Genomic DNA, 25,070 nt, shown 5'->3' on the forward strand with positions numbered 1-25,070 from the left:
GAGCGCGTGCTGAGATGTCCGGACTGCTGATCGCGCTGGTGGGTAATCCCAATTGCGGCAAGACCGCCCTGTTCAACCAGCTCACCGGCGCACGCCAGAAGGTCGCCAACTTCGCCGGTGTGACGGTCGAGCGCAAGGAAGGCAGCTTTACCGCCCCGTCCGGCCGCACGATCAAGGTGTTGGACCTGCCCGGTGCCTACAGCCTTGATGCGCTGGGCCCCGACGAAATCATTACCCGCGACGTCTGTATGGGCAAGGTGGCCGAAGTCGGCGCGCCCGACGTGATCGTCTGCGTGGCCGATGCGACCAATCTGCGCCTCAACCTGCGCTTTGTGCTGGAAATCCGCAAGCTGGGCCGCCCGATGGTGCTGGCGCTCAACATGATGGACGCGGCGCACAAGCGCGGCATCCATATTGATCAGGACCGGCTTCAGGCCCGGCTGGGCATTCCGGTCATCCAGACCGTGGCCATTGCCGGGGGCGGTGCCAAACACCTGATCGAACACATCGATACGCAGTCGATCGAGGCCCCGAAGATCGCCGGGACCGAGCGCGACGTGCACCTTGAGGTGCGCGATATTCTCAATGCCGCCGTCACCATGCCGAGCTTTACGGCGAAGATCGACGACCAACTGGATGGCGTCCTGCTCAATCCGGTGTTTGGCCTGCCCATCCTCGCCCTGTTGATGTTCGTGGTGTTTCAGGCGGTCTTCGCCTGGGCGACGCCGATGATGGACGGGATTGAGGGCCTGTTTGGCTGGGCCGCCGACATGGTACGCGCCCATATGCCCGAAGGCCTGCTGCAGAGCTTTATCGCCGACGCCATGATCAGCGGGGTGGGCTCGGTACTGGTCTTCCTGCCGCAGATCCTTATCCTGTTCTTCTTCATTCTGGTGCTTGAAGAGTCGGGCTACCTGCCGCGCGCCGCCTTCCTGCTCGATACACTGATGGCGCGGGCAGGCCTGACCGGGCGGGCCTTTATCCCGCTTTTGTCGTCGTTTGCCTGCGCTATTCCGGGTGTCATGGCCACGCGCTCGATCCACGATATTCGCGACCGTCTGACCACCATCATGATCGCGCCGCTGATGACCTGTTCGGCGCGCCTGCCCGTCTATGCCCTGCTGATCGCCGCCTTCATACCTGAGCGTCAGGTGTGGGGCGTCCTCAGCTTTCAGGGCCTTGTGCTGTTCGGCCTTTACATCGCCGGTATCCTGTCGGCCCTGATCGTCGCCTGGGTGACGAAGCTGTTGCGCACGGACAAGAGCCCGGCCATGCTGCTGATGGAGCTGCCCTCCTACCGCCTGCCCAATCCGCGCAATCTGGCGCTGGGCCTGTGGGAGCGTGCGGGCATTTTCATGCGCAGAATCACCGGCGTCATCTTCGCCGCCAACACGCTGTTGTGGGTGCTGGCCACCTTCCCGCGCCCGCCTGCCAATGCCACGCAGCCGGCCATCGACTATTCCTTCGCCGGTATGATCGGCCACGCCATCGAGCCGATCTTCCGCCCCATCGGCTTTACGTGGGAAATCTGTATCGCCCTGATCCCCGGCATGGCCGCCCGCGAAGTGGCCGTGTCGGCGCTGGGGACCGTCTATGCCATTTCCGGTTCCGAAGACGCCGTGGCCAATCAGTTGCAGGCCACGGTCGCGACGCAATGGTCGCTGGCCACCGGCTTCTCGCTTCTGGCCTGGTACATCTTTGCGCCGCAGTGCCTTTCGACGCTTGCCGTCATTCGCCGCGAAACCAATTCGTGGAAGTTCGTCGGGATTACGGCCGGTTACCTGTTCGCTCTGGCCTATCTGGCCTCGTTCCTGACCTATAGCGTAACGAAGATGGTGACGGGATGAGCTACGACCTGATCCAGACGCTGATCGTTGCGGTCATTGTGGCCGTGGCTGCGGCCATGATGGCGCGCCGCCTGTTCCCCAGAACCGCTGAAGCCGTGGCCCGCCGTCTGGGGCTTAAGCCCGCTGCCAAACCTGCCGCCGGGTGCGACTCCGGCTGCGCGTCGTGCAATGGCTGCAAGACGCTGAATTTCGATTTGCCCCCTAAGAAGTAACGGAATGCCTTTTGATGTAATCGCCAAGCACCTCCCCTGATTTCAGGGGAGGTGGATTTTGGAGCGTAGCGACAAAAGACGGTGGGGTTAATACCACCGCTTTAACCCCACCCGGCGCTACGCGCCACCGGCACCGGCCGCCCGGCTCCCCTGAAATCAGGGGAGGCGCTATGAGAGCTTGTCTTCTATCTAAAATCATTCCCATCTGGGCGCGTCTTTGAGACTGGCCGAACTCAGGGCAAAAAAAAGCCGCGCATTGCGGCGCGGCTTAAAAGTTTACAGGGAGGAAACGCCCAGGAAGGGCAATCAGCGCAGCGCGCTGAACATCTCCAATTTAGTTTGCGATGCAGCAAAACGCAAGGCCTTAAGCGGCAAGCCTCTTCAACAAAAGTTACAAACGCAATGGGGTTTGTGAATGCAACGCAACACAGATCGTCGATAGGGCATTCTTACAAACGAGCGGGCTTTTTGCACTGTGGTTTTCCGTCGCAGGGCGCATGCTGAGAGTCTTTGTACAGGAGCCCTGTCATGACCCATTCCGAAGACCCGTTGCACGCGCGCGGCGACGCGCTGACCCGCAGCGGCCCCGAAGGCCCCGGCAACCTGCCGCGCCGTCGTCTGCCGTGGGGCATTATCGCCCTTGTGATCGTCCTGATCGGATTTGTCGTCGCCTTTACGGCCACCAACCGCGACAGCCCAACCGCCAAAGGTCCGGATGCGGCCTATGACGCCAATCGCGTGGACAAGACGGGGACTTCAAACCCCTAAGCGGCACTCAACCAGATAAAGCGCGCCACAAACAGCCCGGCCAGCACCAGTAATAGCCAGTCGCCAAGCCGCGCCTGACCGCGCAGCAGCTTGATCACCGCATAGGCCGTGATGCCGAAGGCCAGCCCGTTGGCGATGGAAAAGGTCAGGGGAATCCCGATCAGAATCAGGAAGGCCGGGACGGCGATAACCGCGTCTTCCCAGTCGATCTCTCTCAGCGGGGCCATCATCAGCGCGCCGACGATGATCAGGGCCGGAGCGGTGGCCGCCGCAGGGATAAACTGCGCATAGGGGGCGAAGAACAGCGCCACGAGGAACAGCAACCCCGTCACCACCGCCGTCAGGCCCGTGCGGCCGCCTTCGGCCACACCCGCCGCGCTTTCGATATAGCTGGTGACGGTCGAGGTGCCCATTACCGCGCCGGCCATCGAGGCGATCGAGTCGGTGAACAGGATCCTGTTGAGGCGCGGGATGCTGCCGTCCGGCTGCATCAGCCCGGCGCGCTTGGAGACGCCGACCAGCGTGCCGACATTGTCGAACAGATCGACAAACAGAAACACGAAGACGATTTCAAGGATGCCGAAGCCCGTCTTGCCAATATCGAGCGCCGCCGGAATATCCAGTGCAAAGGCCGTCGCCGTCAGCGCCTTGAGGTCATAGGGCGTGGGCTGATAGGTCACCTGCCCCAGACCCCACGCCGCTCCGGTGGTCGCCAGTATGCCGATCAGCACCGCGCCCTTAATGCGCCAGGCGCTCAGGACGGCGATAATCAGCAGCCCCAGCAAGGCCAGCGCCGAGGCCGGTGTTTTGAGGTCACCCAGCGCCACGGTGGTGGCCGGACTGGCGACGATGATGCCTGCCTCTTTCAGGCCGATAAAGGCGATAAACAGGCCGATCCCGCCCGCTACGGCGGCGAACAGGGGCTTGGGGATGGCGTTGACGATCATCTGACGCACCCCGCCGAGCGTCAGCAACAGAAAGCACACCCCCGACAGAAAGACGCAGCCCAGCGCTGTCTGCCACGGCAGCCCCATCCCCTTGACCACGGTGAAGGTAAAATAGGCGTTGAGCCCCATGCCGGGTGCCATGGCCAGCGGATAGTTGGCCACCAGCCCCATCAGGATAGAGGCAAAGGCCGCCGATGCGCAGGTCGCCGCCGCCACCGCCGCCAGCGGCATCCCCGTCTGCGACAGGATGGCCGGATTGACCAGCACGATATAGGCCATGGTCAGGAAGGTGGTGAAACCGGCCATCACCTCGGTCCGCACCGTGGTGCCCTGTGCGCTCAGGCCAAAATATCTGTCGAGAAAGCCCATATCGTCCCCACTCCATAGAGCGCATTCCGAAAAGTGTGCCACGGTTTTCGGAATCAAATGCGCGACAAAACAAAATCTTAGAGCGGAATTTCGATTCAGCCCTAACGAAATCCGCTCTAAGTTCCTCCCCTGATTTCAGGGGAGGTGGATTTGACGCCGCTTAGGCGTCAAAGACGGTGGGGTTAAAACCCGCCGCTTTAACCCCACCACCGCATCTCAACGGCTGCGCCGTTTCGTGCGGTCCCCCTCCCCAGCACGCTGGGGAGGTATGAAGACGCAAGCGCACCTTTCGGCCCTTATTGTGCCGGCAAGGCCCGGATAAACCGGCACACGACTGTTGCTGAATTTTCCGAGGCCAGTGCCATGAAGGTCGCCATCTGATTGGCGTGTTCGTCACCGCCCGCCAGATCGGACAGACTGCGGAAGACGATGAACGGCACATCATTGGCAAAGGCCACCTGCCCCACGGCTGCGCTTTCCATATCCGCCACGCGGGCATTGAAGGCCCGGTGCAGATAGTCGCGGTAATCGGCATTATCGACAAAGGCCGGCGACGATACCGCGTCCCCGCCCACATGCAGTTGCGGCCTGTGATCAAGGCAGCGCCCGTCCGCCGTACAGTGGGCCAGTTCCGTCTGCTCAAGTTTAGCGGCGACCGCCAGCATGGCCGGATCGGCCTCAAACCACACCTTCGGCGCGGGCGCGTGTTTGGCGCTGCCCACCACCACCGAATTGGGGATGATCATGCCATAGGCTTCCATGCCATACGGTGCCCAGGTCAGCCAGTCCGGCTTGACGAAGCCCGTGGCGGTCTTGCGCCCCATAATGGTTTCCAGCGACTGCGCCCAGCGCGCCGGGACGACCACATCGCCGATCTTCAGGGACGGGTCAATGCCCCCGGCTATGCCCGAAAAGACGATGCGCTCGACGTGGAAGCGGTCAATAAGGAGCTGCGTATTCATCGCCGCATTGACCATCGACATGCTCGACATGGTCAGCACAACGGGCTTGTCCTCCAGCGTGCCGGTGACGAATTTCATGCCGTTGAGGCTGTAGCTTTGGGCGTCTTTCAGTCGCCCTATCAGGGCCTGCCATTCCGGCTCAAAGGCCGAGATGACGCCGATGCGCGGGGTTTTATCCAGATAGGCCGCCGCCTGCGCCGTCATCGTCATCATTACGCTCATCACCATCGCCAGACAGAGGGTCCAAAACCGCATACGTCACCCCTTCGCAAATGCGAAAAGCTAACGCGACCCACGGCCTCTGGCAAATGGAATCCGATCCGGGCTCAGATCATAAAAAAGGCGCGGTGGAGTGGCTCCACCGCGCCTTGTGGGTTGAGGCCAAGAGTCGCCTATTTCGGGCAGACCGCATCGCCTTCGTTGGAGGCCAGCTTGACCGCCGTATAGGTCAGTTTCAGCGGCTTTTCCGAACGGAGCGCAAACGGCATACCGATCTGGGCCATGTTCTGACCGATAGCGGCGAAGCAGTTCAGCTTGACCTTCAGCGTATGGAACTGACCGTCGGCCTTCAGCAGGCTGGCCACATTCATTTCCTGGAAGACGAAGCGGTCACGCCCCAGCGCCAGCAGCACCGGACCGGTCGGGGCGGCATCAAGCTTGTAGGTGATGGAGATGGCCAGCTCGCCGGTCGATTGACGGCTGAGGTCAACCACGTCGCTGGCAAAATAGGCCTCGCCCTTGCCCTGACCCGTAAAGGTCAGCAGGCGGCCGTTTTCCTGAGCCCCGGCATCGACCGTGGCCTGAGTGACCACGCCCTTCGGCGACTTGATCGTGCCGTGATCACCCGTCACCGCGCCATCGGCGTCGGCGAGGTAGAACTTCCACGGTGCCCGCACGCGGCCGGCATTGAAGTAGGTATCGACATTGACCACGCCGGCGTCTTTCAGACCGGAGTCTTCGGACAGCGGCAGAAGATCACCCTTGTCGGCATAGGTCAGGCCGTAGCCATAGGCAAACAGCGGGTCATAGCCCGGCGTGTTGAGGTTGAGTGGCTGCTGATTGGCGAACTTCGGCCACGAGAAGCTGAGCTTGCCCTTGAAATCGTTGCGCGCCTTGCCCGCCTTGTCGCCGATCAACACATCGGCCACGCCGCCGCCTTCGCTGCCCGGCAGGAAGGCCGCCACAAAGGCGTCAGAGGCGTTGATTTCCGGGTTGACCCACATCGGACGGCCCGACAGGAAGACCGTGACCACCGGTATGCCCGCCTTTTTCAGCTTTTTGATCAGGGCCAGATCCTTGCGATCCCCCGACTGGTAGTCGAGGTTCGGACGGTCGCCCTGGAACTCCGCATAGGGGTCTTCGCCGATCACCACGATGGCAACGTCCGGCTTCTTGCCCTTAAATGTTCCATCGACCGACAGGGTGGCCTTGCCGCCCGACGCCTTCACTGCGTCGCTGATGCCGCCGAAGATCGACTGACCGTTGGGGAAGTCGGAATTGGCATTGCCCGTCCCCTGCCAGGTGATGGTCCAGCCGCCCGACTGCTTGCCGATATTGTCGGCCCCGTCACCGGCAACGAGCACCGTCGCCCCGCCCTTCAGCGGCAGCAGCGAGCCATTGTTCTTGAGCAGGACCAGAGACTCACGCACGGCCTGACGCGCCACGGCGCGGTTTTCGGCCTTGCCCAGATTTTCCCAGTGACCGGCCATCGGGCGATCCTTGGGCGCGCCCAGCGTGAACAGGCCGCCCTTGATCTTGGCGCGCAGGATGCGGCGCACGGCGTCGTTCAGGCGGTCTTCGGAGATTTCGCCGGACTTCACCTGAGCCAGCGTGTTCTCATAGATGCCCTTCCACGAATCCGGGGCCATGAACATGTCGATCCCGGCATTGAAGGCCTGCGGGCACGAGGTGGTGGTACACCCCGGCACCTGACCCTGCGCGTTCCAGTCGGACACGACAAAGCCGTTGAAGCCCATGCGGTGTTTCAGCACGTCGGTTAGCAGATATTTGCTGCCGGTCAGCTTTTCCCCGTTCCACGAGGAGAAGGAGGCCATGACCGACAGGGCCCCGGCTTCGATCGACGGCGGATAGCCGGCATTGTGGATAGTGGCCAGTTCCTCTTCGCTGATCTGGGCGTCGCCCTGATCCTTGCCGTTCAGCGTGCCGCCGTCACCGAGGAAGTGCTTGGCCGAAGCCATGATGTGTCCGGGCTTTATGCCCTCATCACCGCCCGTGTCGCCTTGCAGGCCTTCGACGACCTTACCGGCATAGGCCGCGACATCGGCGGGGTTTTCCGAATACGACTCATAGGCGCGGCCCCAGCGCTTGTCGCGCGACACGGCGACCGTCGGCGCAAAGGTCCAGTCCACGCCCGCCAGCGACATTTCATAGGCGGTAACGCGGGCAATATCCTTCATCAGTTGCGGGTTGCGCGTAGCCCCCAGACCGACATTGTGCGGGAAGATGATCGCCCCGACGAGGTTCGAGTGGCCGTGCACGGCGTCGATCCCGAACAGCAGCGGAATCTTCGTCTTCGACGGATATTCCAGTGAGGCGCGCCAGTAGGCGTCGGCCAGATCGAGCCATTGTTGCGGCGTGGCGCGCTCATTGCCGCCGGGGGCCGAGTTGCCACCGGCCAGAATCGAGCCCAGCGGGTATGTTTTGAGGTCTTCCGGCTTGATGGCCGAAATATCGGCCTGAACGGTCTGACCGACCTTTTCCTCCAGCGTCATGTCGGCCATCAGGGCGTCGATCTTCGCTTCGACATCGGCGTCGATCAGACCCGCATCCTTCGTCGTCGGCCACACGGGGTTGACCTCAACGGCGGCGGGCTTCGCCACCTCCGCCGGGGTCGCCGCCACAGGTGTCGGCTCCGCCTTGCCCTTGCTCTCGATAATGGTGACGCAGCCCGAAGTCGCCAGGGCCGTCAGCAAAAGGCCTGCGGGCACGCTGGCTTTCAGCGCGCCCTTCATGGATTTGCGCATGTCTTCTCTTCCTTCTTCCCGCGGCGTTTCGTTTGCCGGTCTTATTTGTATATCGGGTCGGGCAGCGTGCAACCGCCACGCCTGACCGCCCCACTTAATGACAGCGCTATCAGGGAGCGTCAAGCGACGAGGCACCCAGACAGGCAAGGGAAAGGCGTGTGAAAACGATTTTATCGCCCGCAGCGTCAAAAAAAGCCCCGGCTTTAAATTATTGACGCTGCGGGGATTTTTTCTGGCTTTTTCACGTCAGCGCCGAATTTTGACCGCGCTTATCGTCGCTTTCGTCAAAAACGCACTTGACAGCGCTGTCAGATTATCGCAATCCTTTGTTACCCGTTGGTGCTCCTTTTTGAACGGTCCCTCCGACCGTTCGAATCTGAGTTTAAAATCCTGGCTGAGCGCGGCTTCTTTCCCTTTTTCACGGTCGCGCGCCCGCAGGATTTTAAATCGTCATCTGGATTTGGCATTATTCAGGTGGCAATGGCCTTATACCCGGCAGCCCGGTTCATCCGGTCTGCCGGTTTTTTTTGCTTGTTAACCGCCCGCCCCACGCGCATAAGTTGATAAACCGGGGCATGAAGGGTCATTTTCATTGACCTTTTGACACGATCGGGGGGGGCAATGAGACGGGTTTTTCTGACACTTTACGCCATTGGCGTGATGGCACTGGCGGTAATAACGCCCGCACTGGCCCAAACGGCCGAAGAGCGTGCCCGCGCACTGGCCGCCCATCCGCCGCCGGATCTCGATACCTATTACAGCCTCAAGACCGAGATTGGCGACGATCAGACGGGAGCTGTCCTTACGGCGCTTACCGCCCTCGCCTACGCAGAGGCCAACATACCGGTAGGAGACGTGGTTTCCGGCTGTCGCCTGCCGCAATGGAACGCGCTCGTTTCCGCCGGCCTCCTGCTGGCCCTGTCGGCTTCGGATCGCGCGACGTGGACCCTCTACCGCGACGATGCCAGAAAGCGTCTCGCCGACTGGGATCGCATCTGGGGCTTGCTGCAAAAACAGGAAAAGACAGAGGCCGATTTCGATGCGGTGGCCGGTCAGATCGCCGCCAGTCAGCATGAACCAACCGAAAAGGGCCGCACACTGGCGCAGCGCGTAGCGCGCGATCAGTTCGAGCGGCGCTCCGCGCAGATCACCTCAGAAAAACGCCTTTGGGCGCAAGGCGCTGCGGAGCCGGTACATCTTTATCTCAGTGCGATCATCTATGCCCACACCTGTGCCGCAGATATCGACAATACAATGTGGCTGAAATCGCAACTGGCGGAATCGGGTGGTTCCGCGTATCGGTTTACGGTGCCAATGCCGACAAAAATGCGTGGGTTCTGGTTCAGCACGCCGATCACGATGTCGCTTTCCAGAAACAGGTACTGAGCCTGCTTGAGCCTTTGGTTCCTCTTAAGGAGACCTCGCCCGGCAACTATGCCTACCTCTATGACCGGGTCGCCGTCGCTGAAAAGCGGCCTCAGCGCTACGGCACACAAGGGCGCTGCATAGGCGACAAAAAATGGAAGGCTTTTGAGGTTGAAAATCCGGACCAGCTCGATGCGAGGCGGGCCTCGGTCGGCCTTATGCCTCAGGCGGAGTATGAGGCGATTTTCACCTTCTGCACACTGGCCATGGTCCCGCCCTCCGAGAAATAAGCGGCTTACGCCCTGCGCACCGATTGCCGTTCGATCAGGGCAAAGGGCAGCAGGCGATCCGGGGCCTGTGGCGCGGGTTCGCCCTCTTCCCCTTCCTGACGCGTCAGCAAAATATCGGCGGCGGCATAGGCCAGCGCTTCGACCGGCTGACGGATGGTCGTCACGTGCGGCCACACCAGCATGGCGCCCGGCACGTCGTCAAAGCCGGTGATGGAGACGTCCTCCGGGATGCGGATACCGGCCTGCTGAGCGGACGCCATCACCCCGAACGCCATATAGTCGTTGGACGAAAAGACCGCCGTCGGGCGCGTCTTTTCCGCAAACAGCGACCGCCCGGCTTCGACGCCGGATTCGTAGGAGAAGTAGCCCTGCTTGACCCATTCCGGGCGCGGCTCAATCTGGCTTTCACGCAGGGCCCGCACAAAGCCTTCATAACGCTGATGGCTGCCGCCGTGTTCCGGGTGGCCGCGGATAAAGCCGATATCCCTGTGCCCCATGGCGATCAGGTGGCGCGTCATCTCATAGGCGGCCTGAGTCTCATCCATGCGCACGCAGGGCGAGCGACCGGGATTGAGGAAGGGCGAAACGCGCACATAGGGCACGCCCGCCGCCTCGATGGCGTGCAGCACCACCGCCATATCGCACAGGGGCGGCGTCAAAATAACGCCATCCAGGCGGATGGTGGCCAGAAGGCTGGAAATCTTCGATACCAGATCCGGGGCGTGGCTGTCCTGCGGCTCGATCAGCAGGTGATAGCCCTGCTCGCGCGCCCGGGTGATAACGCCGCGCTGCATGTCGGTAATATAGGCGGCGTTCGGGTTGTCGTAGAACAGGCCGATCAGGAAGCTGCGTGACCCGGCCAGTGAACGGGCCAGCAGGTTCGGGCGGTAATGCAGAAGGGTAGCGGCTTCCTGAACCTTCTGGCGCGTTTCGGGGCGCACATTGGGCTCGTTGTTCATCACGCGCGAGACGGTCTTGATCGACACCCCCGCCAGCCGCGCCACATCATTGATGGTCGATGTCCCGCCGGCCCCCGGCACACCCCGGTCCTTCGGCGTTCTCATGCCCGAATCCCTGCGGTGCGGTGTTTATCCTGCGCGGCCAATCCCCTGATTCCCTTCCTGCCTTTTTTGGTCAGACCAAAGAAGAACGGCGCAGGCCCTCTTGTCAAGGACACTGCGCCGTCAATGCACACTATGGATCATATCTGATCCGGGGGTTCGGGGCGTTTAGCCTGCAAATTTCTGCACTGCTTCGGCGGCCAGTTTGGAGATTTCGCCCCACTGACCTTCCTTCATCGCCTTTTCCGGGGCTACCCAGGAACCGCCAACGCACAGGACGTTGTCCAGCGCCAGAAAATCGGCGGCATTGTTGAGGCCAATGCCCCCCGTCGGGCAGAACTTGACCTGCGGCAGCGGGCCCCCGATGCCCTTCAGCATGGGCACACCGCCCGCCGGGACGGCCGGAAAGAATTTCAGGCGCTCAAAGCCCCATTCCAGCGCCTTCATCACTTCGGAGGCGGTCGAAACGCCCGGCAGCAGCGGCAGGGAGTCCTGCTTGGCCAGAGTCTTGGTCAGGCCCGGCGAGACGCCGAACTTGGCCCCGGCCTCGGCGGCCTTTTCGGCGTCCTTGGGAGTCAGCAGCGTGCCTGCGCCGACAATCGCGTCCGGGCGCTCTTTGGCAATCAGTTTGATGGCGTCCAGCGCGCAATCGGTACGCAGGGTGATTTCCAGTACCTTGATGCCACCGGCCATGAGGGCGTCAGCCAGAGGCAGGGCCATCTCGATATCCGGAATGACCATCACCGGCAGGACGGGCCCCGTGGTCATGATGGTGTGAACGTCGAGCGGCTTGGTCATGGCGTATCCTTGTTGTGTAATTCCCCTCCCTGGCCTTGCAGGGAGGGATATGGCTCTAAGCGAGGATTTCGGCGTCCGTCAAGGCGTTCGCCGCCCCGATCAGGGCCGCACATTCATGGGTGATGATGCGCGACGGAATGGCCTCAACATAGGCCACCAGCGGGGCCTTGGCCTCCATGCGGGCACGGAAGCGCGCTTCGTCGATATATTTGGCCAGCTTGGGCGCGATACCGCCGGCGATAAACAGACCCGCCGTCGCGCCGTGGCACAGGCTGAGGTCGCCCGACACCGAAGCCAGAATATCGAGGAAGGTTTCCACCGTATAGCGCGAGCCCTGCGCATCCGGACCGTCGAGGTGCGTGATCTGCGCGGGCGTCAGGCTGAGCGTCGGTTCGCCGCGCACATTTGTCACGGCCTTATAGAGATTGACCAGACCGGGGCCGGACAGCACCATTTCAATGGTCACCCGCCCGTGCTTTTTCGACAGAAAGCGGTGGATTTCACGCTCGAAATCATTGACCGGCGCCCACGAGGCATGGCCGCTTTCGGTCGAAAGGCAATAGGGTCCGTAGGGTCCGCCGACCAGTACAGACGCGCCGAAGCCGGTGCCCGCGCCCATGACGGCGTGCACATTGCCCTTGCCTTCGCGTACCGGCCCGATGCGGCGCGTGTCTTCGTCCTGAAGATGCGGCAGGGCATAGGCCAGACCGGCATAGTCGTTGATCAGGCGCACCTTTCGCGCCGAGGTGTGGTGCGCCAGCTCGGTTTCCGTCACCAGCCAGTCGAGATTGGTGAACTTTATGGCCCCGTCATTGACCGGCCCGGCCACGGCGATGACCGAAAAATCGAGATCCGGACGCCCGCTCAAACCACCGAAATAGTCGTCGATGACGGCGTACAGGTCCTTATAGCCATCCGTATGGAAGCTCTTGAACTCCGTCAGCTTCGTCTGACCGCCGCCCCGTTCGGCAATGGCAAAGCGCGCATTGGTCCCGCCGATATCACCGACAAGCCCTTTGAACACCTGTGACGAGGCTGAAAACGTGGTCTGATTGTCAAAAAGCGCCGTCATTATACCTTACCAGAAAACGGAGCCGCCTGAGACGGCTTCGCCGACCAGACGCCTGAACGGCGCGAACAGCTCACGCCCCAGACCGTCGGCATCCGCCGGTCGGGGTGCGCTTTCCCGCGCCATCAATTGCGCTTCATCACCTATGAAGCTCAGGTTCCCGTTTTCACAGTCCACGCGCACAATGTCCCCTGACCGTAGTTTTGAGATCGGTCCGCCTTCGACGGCTTCTGGGGTCAAATGGATGGCCGAAGCCACCTTACCACTGGCCCCCGACATGCGTCCATCCGAGACGAGGGCCACCTTGCGGCCCTGATCCAGCATGGCCGACAGCGAGGGGGTCAGGCTGTGCAGCTCAGGCATACCGTTGGCTTTTGGCCCCTGGAAGCGCACAACGCAAATAAAATCGCCTTCCGGGAGCCTATTTTCCTTGAAGGCTTTCAAAAAATCGTCCTGATCGTCAAAAACGGCGCAGGGGCCTTCTACGACGCGGTGTTCCGGCTTGACCGCCGAAATCTTGGTCACCGCCACACCCAGATTGCCGCGTAGCTCACGCAATCCGCCTTCGGGCGAGAACGGGTTGGTCACCGGGCGCAGGATGTCGAGGTCGAGCGATTCGGCGGGGGCATCGACCCACACCAGTTGCCCGTCGCGTAAACTCGGCTCCTTGCCATAGGCGGCCAGACCCGGCCCCCAGACGGTGTTGACATCGCCGTGCAGCAGACCGGCCGACAGCAGTTCCTTGATGACGAAGCCGATACCGCCCGCCGCGTGGAAGTGGTTCACATCGGCCGAGCCGTTGGGATAAACGCGCGCCAAAAGCGGCACCACACCCGACAGGTCGTTCATGTCTTCCGGCTTCAGGATAATACCGGCGGCGCGCGCCATGGCCGGCAGGTGCAGCGCGTGATTCGTCGAACCGCCGGTGGCCAGAAGCCCGACGACGCCGTTGACGATGGCGCGTTCATCAATCACATCGGCCATATAGGCGGGGGCATCACTGAGCGCCGAAGCCTTCGCCGCGCGCTCGACCGCCGCACGCGTCAGGGCGTCACGCAATTCACCGCGCGGCGGCACGAAGGCCGCGCCCGGCACGTGCAGGCCCATGATTTCCATCAGCATCTGGTTGGAATTGGCCGTGCCGTAGAAGGTGCAGGTGCCTTCGGAATGGTAGGAGGCCATTTCGGCGGCCAGCAGCGCGTCGCGCCCGACCTCGCCCTTGGCATAGGCGGTGCGAATCTTGGCCTTTTCCGGATTGGGCAGGCCCGACGGCATGGGACCCGACGGCACGAAGATCACCGGCAGGTGCCCGAAGGCCAGCGCCCCCATGACCAGACCCGGCACGATCTTGTCGCAGATACCGAGCATCAGGGCGGAGTCAAACGCGTCGTGGCTGAGCGCAATGGCCGTGCCCATGGCGATAACATCGCGCGAAAAGAGGCTCAGCTCCATGCCGGGCTTGCCCTGAGTCACACCGTCGCACATGGCGGGGACGCCACCCGCCACCTGAGACGTAGCGCCCACGTGACGGGCATAGTCGAGGATCTTTTCCGGATAGCGGTAATAGGGGGCGTGCGCCGACAGCATGTCGTTATAGGCGGTGACCACACCGATATTGGGCACCTTATCGAGCGCCAGAGCCAGCTTGTCGGCCTCGGTCATCGGGGCGGCGACGTGGGCGTAGTTGGCGCAGGACAGCTTCTTGCGGCGCGGCTCACGCGACTTGTAACGCTCGACGCGGGCCAGATATTCGGCGCGCATAGCCTTGGAACGCGCGATGATGCGATCGGTGACGGACTTGAGAACGGGATGAAGCTCGGTGGTCATGTTATCTTTTCGCTGTTGAAGGCCGGCCGTTACGGACACCAGACGATGTCAACGGGCACGGGGCATTGGGCGAGGAAGGCACCGATGGGCGCGGTGTCGGGGTTGGGATCGGCGATGGCGGCCATGAGCGCGTCGCGCTTTTTCTGACCGGTGATATATAGCACGATCCGGCGGGAACGGTTGAGGGCCTTCACGGTCAATGTGATGCGCGGCAGTTTTGGCTCTGCGCCGCCGCTGGCCGGAGCGACCGGCAGGACCAGCGCGTCCGTCTCATAGACCGTGTCATTGAGCGCATGGCCGGGGAAGATCGAGGCGTAGTGCTTGTCCGGCCCCATGCCCAGCAGAGTCAGGTCAAAGACGGGCGGTTCGCCGGTATTAAAACCGCGCAGCAGGGTCTCGGCCTGTTGCGCACACCGGCCCGCGTCGCTGAGATCACGGATCAGGGTCTCAAAGCGCATCCCTTTGGCGATCACCTGGGCGGCGGCCTCGGCCATCATCTTCGTATTGGAGGCTGCGTCATCGACCGGCACAAAGCGCTCATCGACCTGCGACAGGGTCACCTTGTCCCACGGCAGGTCCAGCGTATCTAACTGCTGATAGACGGGCTTCGGCGTACCGCCCCCCGCCCCGATCCACAGGGCCTGACCGCGCTCGGCAATGGCGGCCGACAGGGCCTCGGCAATGGCCGCCAGCACGGCGGTTTCAGCCTCGGCCGCGCTGTCGAAGGTGCGCAGGCTGTGAATGCCCAGGGCCTCAGTCATTCCACACCCGATGGTCGCGGTCGAGCAGCATATAGGCGCTCATCGGACCATTGGTCCCGGCGGGGTAGATTTGCGGCTTGGGATAGGCTTCGGCCCACGCCGCCGAAATACCATCGACCCATGCCCAGGCGGCTTCGACCTCATCGCGGCGCACGAAGGCGGCGTTGTTGCCGTTCAGCGCATCGAGGATCAGGCGTTCATAGGCGATGCGACGGCGCGGCGGCTTGTCACCATTACTGTCGAAGGCGCTTTGCAGCGACAGCGACAGGTCAAGCGGCTGAAGCTGCATACCGTCAGCGCTAAGACCCGGTGCCTTGTTCATCACCGTCAGCTTGATGTCTTCGTCCGGTTGCAGGCGGATGACCAGACGGTTGGGCTGCGCCGCCGACCCGAAGATCGAATGCGGCACCGGGCGGAACTGGATCACCACCTCGGTGGTGCGCGACGGCAGGGTCTTGCCCGTGCGCAGATAAAAGGGCGTCCCGGCCCAGCGCCAGTTGGCGATTTCGGCCTTGATGGCGACATAGGTTTCGGTGTTGGAGGGCGAGCCCTTTTCGGCTTCATAACCCGCGACCTGCTTGCCTTCGGCAAAGCCCGGACCGTACTGACCGCGCGCCGTTACATCGCGCACCGTATCGGCGGTGATCGGTTTCAGGGAGCGCAGCACCTTGACCTTTTCGTCACGCAGCGCATCGGCATTGAAGTTCGACGGCGGCTCCATGGCCAGCAGGCAGACCAGTTGCAGCAAGTGGTTCTGCACCATGTCGCGCAGCGCGCCGTAATCGTCGTAATAGCCCAGACGATCGCCGGTCCCGACGGTTTCGGAAACGGTCACCTGCACGTGGTCGATCGACTGCGCGTTCCACAGGGGCTCAAACACCGTGTTGGCAAAGCGCAGGGCCAGCAGGTTCTGTACGGTCTCCTTGCCCAGATAGTGGTCGATGCGGAAGGTGCGCGCTTCGTCAAAGGCGTGGGCGACCGAATCGTTGATCACTTTCGACGAGGCCAGATCGCGCCCCAGCGGCTTTTCGATAATGACGCGATTGGGGGCCTTGCTCAGGCCTGCGCTTTCCAGATGCTCACAGATCGGCTTGAACAGCGACGGCGACACGGAGAGGAAATAGACGACGTTGAGCGCCTCGACCTCGCCCAGTTCGGCCTTGAGCTTGGCACCCCATTGCGGGTCGGAGGCATCAAGCGCGATATGGCTGAGGCGCGGCAGGAACTGATCGAGCGTGGTCGCTTCGAGATCGACCCCGATGCGCTTTTGCACGGCGGCGCGCACGCGCTCAACGAAGGCCGGGCGGTCCACCGCCTCACGCGCCACCGAGATGATGCGCAGGTCCTTGTCCAGAAAGCCGTCCTGATCCAGCATGGCCAGAGACGGCCACAACATGCGCAGCGCCAGATCGCCAGTGCCGCCGACAAGGACGAAGACGGGTTTACGGTTCGCGGAAGAAGTCGATAAGCTCACGATAGGGTTCCTGGGTCTTGGCGAGGTGACGTCGGGCCTTTTTAGCAGGCGGCTTATTACGCAAACGTCACGGCGCGTCAAAAAATTTTTGACAGCGCTGTCATAACGCGCGCCCGCCTGCGGGTCAAGCCGGGAATTACGCTTTAGAGCGGAATGATTTTTACTAGATCATTCCGCTCAAGCCGCCATTGAGGCGGCGGCCAAGGTGGCGAAGCCACCGCCCGGCGAGGGGCAAAAACAAAACCTGATCATTATGTTTCTGCCAGAAACCATAATGATCCAGGAAGCTGTATATAGGGGCCGGGGTCGCGCCTCAAGGTATTAAATTGGTATTATCGCGCGACCGGTCCGCGCGCCCTACCCCGTATTGCGCAGGGCCGAGGCGATGCCATTGACCGTCAGTTGCATGGCCAGCTTGACCAGCTTGTGCTTATTGCCTTCGCGACGTTTTTTCAGCAGCTTGACCTGCATCCGGTTGAGCGTCTGAAGCAGGGCGTGCGAGCGCTCGATCGAGCCGCGCAACTGCTCATGGGTGGACAGAAGCGTGCCCGCCTTGCGGATGCGTTTGGCCAGCGCCGTCATCTCTTCGTGTTCCTGACGGATGGTGGCGAAGATGCGTTGCGCCTCGACCGGATCGGAGGCCATGCCGGCATAGAGCGCGGCCATTTCCATATCCGACTTGGCCAGCGCCATTTCCATATTGGCCAGGAAAACTTCGAAGAAGTCCCATTCGTTACACATGTCGATCAGGGTCTGGTCATCGACGCCCAGCGCCTTGACTGCCGCATTGAAGCCGTAGAAGCCCGGGAGAACCATGCGCGACTGCGACCACGAAAAGACCCACGGAATGGCGCGCAGGTCCTCGATCTTGCCCGACTTGGTGCGTGAGGCCGGGCGCGAACCGATCTTGAGGTCGGAAATCTCCGAAATCGGCGTCACCGAACGGAAGAAGTCGAGGAAGTGCGGGTCGTCATAGACTAGGGCGCGGTAGGCCTCGAACGACGCCTTGCACAGCTTATCCATGAGCGGGCCGTATTTCGCCTCGGCCTCGGACTCCTTGACGTGGTGGGCGTCGCGCTCCTTGACCGGCAAGGAGGCGAGGAAGACCGCCGCCGAGAAGGAATCGAGCGTCTTTCCGGCCGTGGTCTTGTTGCCGAACTTGCGGGCGATCATTTCCCCCTGCTCGGTGACGCGGATCTGACCGCCGACCGTGCCTTCGGGCTGGGCCATGATGGCGTTGAAGGACGGGCCGCCGCCGCGACCAACCGAACCGCCGCGACCGTGGAACAGACGCAGCGCCACGCCCTTCTGATTGCACACCGCCTTGATAGCCGATGAGGCCTTGTGCAGGCTCCAGCGCGAAGCCGTATAACCACCGTCCTTGTTGGAGTCGGAATAGCCGAGCATGACCTCCTGCACCGCCGGACGCCCCATCAGCGAGCGCATGGCCGGCAGGCCCAGCCAGCGCTTCATGATGTCGGGCGCCGCCTCAAGGTCTTCGATGGTTTCAAACAAGGGCGACACACGGATCATGGTGTGCGGCGACGGCCCGCCATAGACCAGACCGGCCTGTTTCAGCAGGACCAGTGGCTCAAGGATGTCCGATACCGACTTGGCCATCGACACCACATAGGCCCCGATGGCGTCGGGCCCGAAGGTGCGGATGACTTCGGCCGCCGCGTCGATAATGCGCAGTTCGCGGCGCGTCTCATCGGAATACTTGGCGAAGGGCCAGCGCAGCAGGCGGTCATTGGTCAGTTCCGCCACCAGCGCCGACACGCGCTCGTTTTCCGACAGCGAGCTATAGTCGAGCAGTTCCGACGACTGCGCGAACAGTTCGGCAATCACGCGCTCATGCACGGCGGAGTTTTGCCGCATGTCGAGCGATAGCAGGTGGAAGCCGCACGAACGCGCGATCTGGATGGTGCTTTTGAGCGTGCGCCCCACCAGCCGCTTGCCGCCATATTCGATCAGCGAATCGCGGATGATCAGCAGGTCGCGCACGAAGTTTTCCGCCGTCTCATAGGCTCCGGCCAGCGGCGAGGCCAGCGGGTGCGGAATTTTCAGAATAGCCTGAGAGGTCGAGGCGAGACGCGTCTTGATAAAGGTGATGGCACGACGATACGGCTCATCGACGCGGTGGACATTGGTGTCGGACGATTTGCGCGCCAGCTCCAGCAGCGCGTCGGTAACCGGCGCCAGTTCCTCGGACAGGGTCAGTTCGATATCGAGCTTGTCGAGCTGCTGAAAATAGAAGTCGAGCACCAGCTTCGCCTGATTGTGGAAGGCGAAATTCATGGTCGTGTCATCGACGTGCGGGTGGCCGTCGCGGTCGCCGCCGATCCAAGAGCCCAGTTTCAGCACGTTGGGCAGTTCGCCCTCCAGCTCGATCTCGCGGTTCCAGTCGCCATAAAGCTCAACCAGCGCCGGCAGGATGGCACGGCGCACGGCCCCCAGCGAGTTCTGAATCTCGTCGGCGACCGTGATCCGTTCGGGGCGATTAAGGCGCGTATTGAACAGCAGCGCCACGGCGCGGAACAGGTCTTCCTCCAGCGCCTTACGCTCGGACGCGCGCGTTGTCCGCTCATAGGCCGACAGGAACTGCGTGATGTCGTATTCACGCTCAACGACCGAGGCGCGGCGCATCTCGGTCGGGTGGGCCGTAAACACCGGCGAGGCCAGAATACTGTTCAGCGTGTCTTCGATTTCGGCCTGCGAATAGCCCTTGGCGCGCGCCTGCTGCACCGCATTGGCAAGCGTAATAGCCTCCTGCGTACCGGGAAAGGTCTCGACGCGCTTGAGATTGGCCACATCCTCGGACAGGACGGTCAGGGTGGACAGGCAGGTCAGGACACGCGCCGCGTGGGCGGCTTCGGATTCGCTCAGGTCATCGACATCGGCGCTGTCGGCGCGCAGGGCCTCGATCTTCGACAACACGCTGCCGCGCCCGAAACTATTGACGGCGTCGGTGAGAAACCCCTCCAGCATGGCGGTGTTCTGCTTGACGTGATCGATCATAGCGTCGGTCATCGCGGGCCTCCTGAATCTGTGTCGGTGCAGCCTGAGGCGTGTGCGGAGACCGGGCGGGCCGATCCGGACGATGGGGGCCGACGGATCAGGGCGGGCGGGGCTGAGGACACACAAAACCTGCCGCGAACGGCAGACCCCAGGCAGGAATTTCTCCACCCTAGCGCAAAATTTGTGCGCCGCAAGAGCGTTCAGGCGCAGATTTTTGCACCGCACTAATATGACGAACAATTACAAATGCTTGCCATATGATCGTGATGCAATAAAATTAAATGTCTGACAAGATTGAAGAAAACTCGTTTTATTTGAAACTTATACCGTATCCGAAGATAACGGTAACACGTCCGGCTAGGGCAAATATCTAGCGCAATATCTCATTCATCGCCTGCGCCGCCTGAAACGACAGACCGATGCGCCAGGCCTTTTCCCGCAGCGCCTCGGCGCGCGGCGCGTCGAGTACCTCTGCCGTCGTTTCCGCCCAAAGGTCCAGCCAGCGGTCAAAATGCTGACGTTTCAGCGGTAAGGCCAGATGCTTCGGCAGGGGCCGGCCCTTGAAGACCGGCATGTCCGGTCGCGGGCCGTTCATCACCATACTCCAGAAGGCGGTCAGCATGTCGAAATGCGCGGGCCAGTCATCAACGGCGGCTTCAAACACCGGCCCCAGCAGGGCATCGGCACGCGCCCGTTCATAGAATTGTTCGACCAGACGGCGAAGCTCTGCGGGGGGATAGGTCGGATCGCTCATGCTTATCTATTAACAGGCCTTAACCGCACTCCGTCACCAATTGCTAAGCCCTGCGCGCTAGTGTCGTGAATTTGAAGTTCGCTTCAGTCTGATATCGAAAGCCGGGCGAACTTCAAATTCAAAAACGATATGAGATACAATAAGTTGCTAATGTCCTGATCAATCGGAAATTCGCCAGTGAGCGGTATCAAGCGCATGCGAATTTCAGATTCAGGACACCAGGGTCGAGGGTCAGCGCGTTTCCCGTAAAGGTTCGAGCCCCTTCGCGCCATGTGACAAATTCGCCCGCGTACAGTATGCCTCAGAGGAACCGGTATGGCCAAGGCTGTTTTTCATCGTCATCAACGCGTCTATGTCGAACCCGTCGGCACCTGGGCGACGATCGAACAGGTAAAGCCGGTGTGGGTCGCGGGGTTCGAGGAACCGATCCGGGTCACCTATGACTGCGGGTTGGGCCGGGACTTTCGCGCCGAAGAACTGACCGCGGAAACCGAGATCGAGGCGGCACCCGGCGACGCGCCGGGCCACACGCCGTGGCGGCTGATGCGGGCGCGCAACCGCGTGCAACCGGTCGAAGACTGCGCCCACCATCCTTATCCGGGCACCTATCCAGTCATCGTCACCGATCCTAATGACTGGGGCGGGTGGCGCGTGCCGGGGGCGGAATATGACCGCGATCCGGCCCTGATCGAGATGCAGGCGCGCCTGATCACCGCCGCGCCGCGCTTTTTCCGTCTGGCGCGCGAACTGAGCGACTATGTCAAGAGCGAAGGCACCACCCTGCCGGAGCCGCTGGTGCGTCTGGCCCGCCGTTTCGAGCAACTGCGCCGCGTGATCGAAACCCCGCCGCCCGAAGCGCAAGCCCGCCCGGCAGAGGCGCAGGCCGAGCCGGAGGTCGGGGCCGCTGCGGCAGAATAGGAAACGCATGGGCGGCATACCCAATTTTAGGTACGTCGGCATTGGCTTTTTGCAAGACTATGCAAAGATGGACGGCTAAGCTGCTGTCACCTTTGTTCCTGTTTTGCGAGACGCCGCGCGCATGTACCGTACCGATATCGCCCGTCCCATCCGTCTGACCGATTATCGCGCACCTGATTTCGTTATCCCCGAAACGCGGCTGGCGTTTGATCTTCACCCGACGCAGACACAGGTCAAAGCCACCTATCGCATAGAACGGCGCGGGGCGGCGGATGCACCGCTGGTCCTGCTGGGCGAACGGCTGATCCTCAAGACGCTGCGGCTTGATGGGGTCGAGGTGGCGCCGGAGGCCTATGCGCTCACGCCGGAATGTCTGACCCTCAGCGGGGTGCCCGATCGCTTCACGCTTGAGATAGATGTCGAGATCAATCCTCAGGACAACAAGATGCTGGAAGGGCTATACATGTCCTCCGGCCGTTACTGCACGCAGTGCGAGGCCGAGGGCTTTCGCAAGATCGTCTATTTCCCCGACCGGCCGGACGTGCTGTCGAAATATACAGTGCGGCTGCGGGCACCGAAGGCCGGTTTCCCGCGCCTGTTGTCCAATGGCAATCTGATCGACAGCGGAGAGGAGGGTGCGTTTCACTACGCCGTCTGGGAAGACCCCTTCCCCAAGCCGGCCTATCTGTTCGCTCTGGTTGCCGGCGAACTGGACGTCCTCGAAGACCGCTTCGTTACGATGTCGGGCCGCACGGTGGACCTCAAGATATTCGTCGATCCGGGCATGAGCGCCCGCGCCGCCTATGCCATGGACGCGCTGAAGCGCTCGATGCGGTGGGACGAAGAGACCTACGGCCGCGAATACGATCTCGACCTGTTTATGATCGTCGCCGTGCGCGATTTCAATTTCGGGGCGATGGAGAACAAGGGGCTCAACATCTTTAACGCTTCGCTGCTGCTGGCGGATGCGCAAACGGCGACCGATCTCGATTATGAGCGGATCGAAAGCGTCGTGGCCCACGAATATTTCCACAACTGGTCAGGCAACCGCGTGACCTGCCGCGACTGGTTCCAGTTGTGCCTGAAGGAAGGCCTGACCGTCTTCCGCGATCAGAGCTTCTCCGGCGATCAGCGCGGCCACGCGGTGCAGCGCATCAAGGACGTCAAGATGCTGCGCGCGCGGCAGTTCCCGGAAGATGCCGGACCGCTGGCCCACCCGGTGCGTCCGGCCACCTATCTGAAAATCGACAACTTCTATACCGCCACCATCTATGAGAAGGGGGCGGAAATCGTCGGCATGTTGAAGACGGTCGTCGGCGCGGAGACCTACCGCCGCGCGCTCGACCACTATTTCGAAACGCATGACGGAACGGCGGCGACGCTGGAAGACTTCCTGAGCAGCTTCGAAGCGGTGACGGGGCAGGACTTTTCGCCGTGGCTGAAATGGTATGTCCAGGCCGGCACACCCGTGCTCAGCCTTTCCGCGACCTATGATGGCGACACGCAACGCCTTACGCTGACGGTGAGCCAGATGACGCCGCCCACTCCGGCGCAGGCGCATAAGGCGCCGGTGCCGATCCCGGTGCGGCTGGGCCTGTTGTCCGGGGCCGGGGCCCCGCTGTCTTTCCGCTTCGCGGGCGAAACGGTGCCGGAGGCCCTCTTTGTGCTTACAGAGGCCCGGGCGCAATGGGTGCTCGAAGACGTGACCGAAGCGCCGGTTATTTCGGCCCTGCGGGGCTTCTCTGCCCCGGTCAAGCTCACACTGACCGAGCCCGAAGCGCACCGGTTTGCGCGCTTCCGCGGCGACCCCGACCCGTTCAACCGCTGGGAGGCGGCGCAAAGCCTGGCCAAGGCCCTGATCCTTGATCCGCACGGGGCCGCCGCCGACTATGCCGAGGCGCTGCGCGCCACCCTGACGGACCCGACGCTCGATGCGGCGTTCAAGGCGCTGATGACCGGCCTGCCGACCGAGATGGACCTCGCCCAGAGCCTGACGCCGGTCGATCCGGCCTTCATCCATACCCGGCGTAAGGCGTTCAAGGCGGAACTGGCGGCGGCGCTGAAAACCGATGCCGAAGCCCTCTATGCGGCCCTGCCCGCCGAAACGACCTTCAGCCCGGATGCCGCCTCGGCGGGCCGCCGCGCCCTGCGCAACGCCCTGCTTGACCTGATCGTTGCCGCTCCGGACAGTGACGCGGATAGGAGCGAAGCGACTAGCGACCAAGCGGGAGCGCAGGCTGTACGCCGCCCGGAGGGCGAAGCCCCTCTCGAACGAGATGCGGCGAAGCCCCTGAGCGCAAAACAAAAAATCGCCAAAGCGCACTACCACGACGCCCGCAATATGACCGACATGATGGCTGGTCTGTCGGCCCTGTCGCAGATCCACGGCGCCGCGTATCAGGACGCGCTGGAGGACTTCTATGCGCGCTTTAAGTCCGAACCGCTGGTGCTCGACAAATGGTTCGCCGTGCAGGCCGCCTGCCCTCACCCCGAAACCCTTTCGCGGGTGCGTCGCCTGATCACGCATCCGGATTTCGACCGCAAGGTGCCCAATCGCTGGCGCGCCGTGGCGCAGGCCTTCGCCGCCAATAATCCGGCCATTTTCCACGACGCCTCCGGCGAAGGCTATGCCTTTATCGCCGAGGAAATCCTCAGCGTCGATCGCTTTAATCCGATGACCGCAGCCCGCCTGATCGAAGCCTTTGGCGGTTTCAAACGCTATGCCGAGCCCCACAGGGGGCTGATGCAGGCGGTACTGGAACGGATTTTAGGCACCGAAGGCCTGTCGAAAAATGTCGCTGAACTGGCCGGGAAGGCGCTGGCCGGTTAGCGCAAACATTCGCTTAACCTATTGACAAACTTTGACGATTAAAACCGTCCACAGGGGCCGCCCGCAACGGCCTCAGATCCGGTATGTGCGTAAGGGAGGCGAGAGTGGCGGGACTTGAGCGCGTCAGGTTCATGGTGGTGGATGACAACACGCACATGATCCACATTGTGAAAACGATTCTGCGCGGGTTCGGGGCCACCCATGTGTTCGAAGCGCGCGATGCGGGCGATGCCTTTCAGCGCCTGCGCAATGACGCCATCGACATCGTGATCGTGGACTTCATGATGGAAGTGCTCGACGGGGTCGAATTCGTCCATATGGTGCGCAACTCCTCCGACAGCCCCAACCGCTACGTCCCCATCATCATGCTGACGGCGCACTCAGAGCGCTCGCGGGTCATGGCGGCGCGCGATGCCGGGGTCAATGAATTCTGCGCCAAGCCGGTGACGGCACTGGAACTGTACCGCAAGGTGGCCGCCGTCATCGACAAGCCGCGCCCCTTTATCAAGACCGCCAACTATTTCGGACCCGACCGCCGCCGTCGTCAGGACGCCAAGTATCAGGGACCGGAACGCCGCGAAGGGTGGAGCGAGGACCACAAGCCCCCGGCGAAGGAGGCCGCGCCGCCGGCGGAAGAAAAAGCCGCCGGTTAGAGCGGTATGACGTCTGTGGGCCTCATTGCGCGCACGCCGCCACTGAGGCGGCTGCAAAAAGCGGCGTTTTTTGCCCACAGCGCAATCGCAGTCCTGCCGCTTTCCGTCCCGCAAGACTCTCGACAAAGGGTTAACGCCCCGTTTACCTTTTCAGTTGTACCCG

Annotated in this window: 21 protein-coding genes; 10 read left to right on the plus strand and 11 right to left on the minus strand. The window is 62.2% G+C overall.

Annotated elements, in window-relative coordinates:
• The first annotated feature begins 14 nt into the window (after nt 1-14).
• The 4 genes from AACH73_RS08980 (at nt 15) to AACH73_RS08995 (ending at nt 2,827) form a co-directional block, all read left to right on the plus strand.
• Complete coding sequence (locus AACH73_RS08980; protein WP_338734618.1) at nt 15-1,847, plus strand: ferrous iron transporter B; 1,833 nt, start codon at nt 15-17, stop codon at nt 1,845-1,847.
• Nucleotides 1,844-2,059 carry a DUF6587 family protein gene (locus tag AACH73_RS08985; RefSeq protein WP_338734619.1) on the plus strand — a complete coding sequence of 72 codons (216 nt, stop codon included), beginning with the start codon at nt 1,844-1,846 and terminating at the stop codon, nt 2,057-2,059. Before AACH73_RS08980 ends, AACH73_RS08985 begins: the two co-directional genes overlap by 4 nt.
• Before the next feature lie 217 nt (nt 2,060-2,276).
• Nucleotides 2,277-2,474 (plus strand): hypothetical protein, encoded by a 198-nt coding sequence (locus AACH73_RS08990; protein ID WP_338734620.1) that lies wholly within the window; start codon nt 2,277-2,279, stop codon nt 2,472-2,474.
• A 113-nt stretch (nt 2,475-2,587) separates the two neighbouring features.
• Nucleotides 2,588-2,827, plus strand: coding sequence for a hypothetical protein (locus AACH73_RS08995; protein ID WP_272742483.1), 240 nt, complete (start codon nt 2,588-2,590; stop codon nt 2,825-2,827).
• Here AACH73_RS08995 and AACH73_RS09000 read toward each other — a convergent pair.
• The 3 genes from AACH73_RS09000 to AACH73_RS09010 form a co-directional block, all read right to left on the minus strand.
• Nucleotides 2,824-4,143, minus strand: a complete 1,320-nt coding sequence (locus AACH73_RS09000) for an NCS2 family permease (protein WP_338734621.1) — start codon at nt 4,141-4,143, stop codon at nt 2,824-2,826. The two genes, AACH73_RS08995 and AACH73_RS09000, sit on opposite strands and share 4 nt — an antisense overlap.
• A gap of 296 nt (nt 4,144-4,439) precedes the next feature.
• Nucleotides 4,440-5,360 (minus strand): 5'-methylthioadenosine/S-adenosylhomocysteine nucleosidase, encoded by a 921-nt coding sequence (locus tag AACH73_RS09005; RefSeq protein ID WP_338734622.1) that lies wholly within the window; start codon nt 5,358-5,360, stop codon nt 4,440-4,442.
• A gap of 137 nt (nt 5,361-5,497) precedes the next feature.
• On the minus strand, nt 5,498-8,089 hold the full coding sequence (locus tag AACH73_RS09010) for an exo 1,3/1,4-beta-D-glucan glucohydrolase (protein WP_338734623.1): 2,592 nt from the start codon (nt 8,087-8,089) through the stop codon (nt 5,498-5,500).
• Nucleotides 8,090-8,186: 97 nt separating this feature from the next.
• Between AACH73_RS09010 and AACH73_RS09015 the strand changes: the two genes are divergently transcribed.
• The 3 genes from AACH73_RS09015 to AACH73_RS09025 all read left to right on the plus strand — a co-directional run bounded on the left by AACH73_RS09015 (nt 8,187) and on the right by AACH73_RS09025 (nt 9,744).
• Nucleotides 8,187-8,627, plus strand: a complete 441-nt coding sequence (locus tag AACH73_RS09015) for a hypothetical protein (protein ID WP_338734625.1) — start codon at nt 8,187-8,189, stop codon at nt 8,625-8,627.
• A gap of 83 nt (nt 8,628-8,710) precedes the next feature.
• Nucleotides 8,711-9,475 carry a hypothetical protein gene (locus AACH73_RS09020; protein WP_338734626.1) on the plus strand — a complete coding sequence of 255 codons (765 nt, stop codon included), beginning with the start codon at nt 8,711-8,713 and terminating at the stop codon, nt 9,473-9,475.
• Nucleotides 9,427-9,744 (plus strand): DUF6624 domain-containing protein, encoded by a 318-nt coding sequence (locus AACH73_RS09025; protein ID WP_338735724.1) that lies wholly within the window; start codon nt 9,427-9,429, stop codon nt 9,742-9,744. The genes AACH73_RS09020 and AACH73_RS09025 overlap by 49 nt, the downstream gene beginning before the upstream one ends.
• Before the next feature lie 5 nt (nt 9,745-9,749).
• On the opposite strand, the gene AACH73_RS09030 is transcribed toward AACH73_RS09025, so the two are convergent.
• The 8 genes from AACH73_RS09030 to AACH73_RS09065 form a co-directional block, all read right to left on the minus strand.
• Complete coding sequence (locus AACH73_RS09030) at nt 9,750-10,808, minus strand: LacI family DNA-binding transcriptional regulator (RefSeq protein WP_272742489.1); 1,059 nt, start codon at nt 10,806-10,808, stop codon at nt 9,750-9,752.
• A 165-nt stretch (nt 10,809-10,973) separates the two neighbouring features.
• Entirely contained in the window at nt 10,974-11,603 is a 630-nt protein-coding gene (gene eda, locus AACH73_RS09035) for a bifunctional 4-hydroxy-2-oxoglutarate aldolase/2-dehydro-3-deoxy-phosphogluconate aldolase (RefSeq protein WP_126421265.1), read from the minus strand.
• Between the two features lie 55 nt (nt 11,604-11,658).
• The gene (locus AACH73_RS09040; protein WP_272742490.1) at nt 11,659-12,675 is read right to left on the minus strand and encodes a glucokinase; all 1,017 of its coding nucleotides are present in this window, start codon (nt 12,673-12,675) and stop codon (nt 11,659-11,661) included.
• Between the two features lie 6 nt (nt 12,676-12,681).
• A complete protein-coding gene (gene edd, locus AACH73_RS09045; protein ID WP_338734627.1) occupies nt 12,682-14,499 on the minus strand; it encodes a phosphogluconate dehydratase in 1,818 nt (605 codons plus the stop codon).
• A 29-nt stretch (nt 14,500-14,528) separates the two neighbouring features.
• Nucleotides 14,529-15,260: a 6-phosphogluconolactonase gene (gene pgl, locus AACH73_RS09050; RefSeq protein ID WP_338734628.1), complete on the minus strand. Its 732-nt coding sequence runs from the start codon at nt 15,258-15,260 to the stop codon at nt 14,529-14,531.
• Nucleotides 15,253-16,734: a glucose-6-phosphate dehydrogenase gene (gene zwf / locus AACH73_RS09055; RefSeq protein ID WP_338734629.1), complete on the minus strand. Its 1,482-nt coding sequence runs from the start codon at nt 16,732-16,734 to the stop codon at nt 15,253-15,255. The genes pgl and zwf overlap by 8 nt, the downstream gene beginning before the upstream one ends.
• Nucleotides 16,735-17,091: 357 nt before the next feature.
• Nucleotides 17,092-19,764, minus strand: coding sequence for a phosphoenolpyruvate carboxylase (ppc, locus tag AACH73_RS09060; protein ID WP_272742494.1), 2,673 nt, complete (start codon nt 19,762-19,764; stop codon nt 17,092-17,094).
• A 358-nt stretch (nt 19,765-20,122) separates the two neighbouring features.
• Nucleotides 20,123-20,506 (minus strand): group III truncated hemoglobin, encoded by a 384-nt coding sequence (locus tag AACH73_RS09065; RefSeq protein WP_338734630.1) that lies wholly within the window; start codon nt 20,504-20,506, stop codon nt 20,123-20,125.
• Nucleotides 20,507-20,821: 315 nt separating this feature from the next.
• On the opposite strand from AACH73_RS09065, the gene AACH73_RS09070 reads away from it, so the two are divergent.
• From AACH73_RS09070 to AACH73_RS09080, 3 genes are all read left to right on the plus strand, one after another.
• Nucleotides 20,822-21,424, plus strand: a complete 603-nt coding sequence (locus AACH73_RS09070) for a hypothetical protein (protein WP_272742496.1) — start codon at nt 20,822-20,824, stop codon at nt 21,422-21,424.
• 121 nt (nt 21,425-21,545) lie between these two features.
• Nucleotides 21,546-24,254: an aminopeptidase N gene (gene pepN / locus AACH73_RS09075; protein ID WP_338734631.1), complete on the plus strand. Its 2,709-nt coding sequence runs from the start codon at nt 21,546-21,548 to the stop codon at nt 24,252-24,254.
• Nucleotides 24,255-24,358: 104 nt separating this feature from the next.
• Nucleotides 24,359-24,907, plus strand: a complete 549-nt coding sequence (locus AACH73_RS09080) for a response regulator (protein WP_272742498.1) — start codon at nt 24,359-24,361, stop codon at nt 24,905-24,907.
• Nucleotides 24,908-25,070: the final 163 nt, after the last annotated feature.

It is taken from the genome of Asticcacaulis sp. DW145 (assembly GCF_037101385.1).
Classification (GTDB): Bacteria; Pseudomonadota; Alphaproteobacteria; order Caulobacterales; family Caulobacteraceae; genus Asticcacaulis; species Asticcacaulis currens.

Excerpts from the sequence above, each read along its gene's own strand:
- AACH73_RS09000 (WP_338734621.1), bottom strand. The coding sequence starts at position 4,143 with ATGGGCTTTCTCGACAGATATTTTGGCCTGAGCGCACAGGGCACCACG.
- AACH73_RS09065 (WP_338734630.1), bottom strand. The coding sequence starts at position 20,506 with ATGAGCGATCCGACCTATCCCCCCGCAGAGCTTCGCCGTCTGGTCGAA.
- AACH73_RS09005 (WP_338734622.1), bottom strand. The coding sequence starts at position 5,360 with ATGCGGTTTTGGACCCTCTGTCTGGCGATGGTGATGAGCGTAATGATG.
- AACH73_RS09015 (WP_338734625.1), top strand. The coding sequence starts at position 8,187 with ATGACAGCGCTATCAGGGAGCGTCAAGCGACGAGGCACCCAGACAGGC.
- eda (WP_126421265.1), bottom strand. The coding sequence starts at position 11,603 with ATGACCAAGCCGCTCGACGTTCACACCATCATGACCACGGGGCCCGTC.
- AACH73_RS09030 (WP_272742489.1), bottom strand. The coding sequence starts at position 10,808 with ATGAGAACGCCGAAGGACCGGGGTGTGCCGGGGGCCGGCGGGACATCG.
- AACH73_RS08995 (WP_272742483.1), top strand. The coding sequence starts at position 2,588 with ATGACCCATTCCGAAGACCCGTTGCACGCGCGCGGCGACGCGCTGACC.
- pepN (WP_338734631.1), top strand. The coding sequence starts at position 21,546 with ATGTACCGTACCGATATCGCCCGTCCCATCCGTCTGACCGATTATCGC.
- AACH73_RS09010 (WP_338734623.1), bottom strand. The coding sequence starts at position 8,089 with ATGCGCAAATCCATGAAGGGCGCGCTGAAAGCCAGCGTGCCCGCAGGC.
- AACH73_RS08980 (WP_338734618.1), top strand. The coding sequence starts at position 15 with ATGTCCGGACTGCTGATCGCGCTGGTGGGTAATCCCAATTGCGGCAAG.
- pgl (WP_338734628.1), bottom strand. The coding sequence starts at position 15,260 with ATGACTGAGGCCCTGGGCATTCACAGCCTGCGCACCTTCGACAGCGCG.
- edd (WP_338734627.1), bottom strand. The coding sequence starts at position 14,499 with ATGACCACCGAGCTTCATCCCGTTCTCAAGTCCGTCACCGATCGCATC.
- ppc (WP_272742494.1), bottom strand. The coding sequence starts at position 19,764 with ATGACCGACGCTATGATCGATCACGTCAAGCAGAACACCGCCATGCTG.
- AACH73_RS09070 (WP_272742496.1), top strand. The coding sequence starts at position 20,822 with ATGGCCAAGGCTGTTTTTCATCGTCATCAACGCGTCTATGTCGAACCC.
- AACH73_RS09020 (WP_338734626.1), top strand. The coding sequence starts at position 8,711 with ATGAGACGGGTTTTTCTGACACTTTACGCCATTGGCGTGATGGCACTG.
- AACH73_RS08985 (WP_338734619.1), top strand. The coding sequence starts at position 1,844 with ATGAGCTACGACCTGATCCAGACGCTGATCGTTGCGGTCATTGTGGCC.
- AACH73_RS09040 (WP_272742490.1), bottom strand. The coding sequence starts at position 12,675 with ATGACGGCGCTTTTTGACAATCAGACCACGTTTTCAGCCTCGTCACAG.